Annotated in this window: 1 protein-coding gene; it reads right to left on the bottom strand. The window is 68.6% G+C overall.

Annotation, left to right across the window (positions count from 1 at the left end):
* Positions 1 to 334 (bottom strand): alpha-amylase family glycosyl hydrolase (locus IG94_RS0138215; protein WP_031048886.1); only part of this gene is annotated, 334 nt, incomplete at both ends.

Genomic DNA, 334 nt, shown 5'->3' with positions numbered 1-334 from the left:
GGCGAGGACGGCGGGGTTGGAGGAGGGCAGTTCGGTGTAGGTGCCGAGGCCGAAGGCGGGGTTCTGCTTGCGGATCTCGATCATGCGTCGGGTCCAGTGGAGCAGGGAGGAGGGTGAGGCCATGGCGGCTTCGACGTTGGTGACCTGGTAGCCGTGGACGGGGTCCATGATGGCGGGCAGGAAGAGGCGGCCGGGGTCGCAGGTGGAGAAGCCGGCGTTGCGGTCGGGTGTCCATTGCATGGGGGTGCGGACGGCGTCGCGGTCGCCGAGCCAGATGTTGTCGCCCATGCCGATCTCGTCGCCGTAGTAGAGGATCGGTGAGCCCGGGAGGGAG

Source organism: Streptomyces olivaceus (genome assembly GCF_000721235.1).
Lineage (GTDB): Bacteria > Actinomycetota > Actinomycetes > Streptomycetales > Streptomycetaceae > Streptomyces > Streptomyces olivaceus.
Note: the sequence above shows the minus strand (reverse complement) of the source record. Positions and strands in the feature narration are given on the sequence as shown.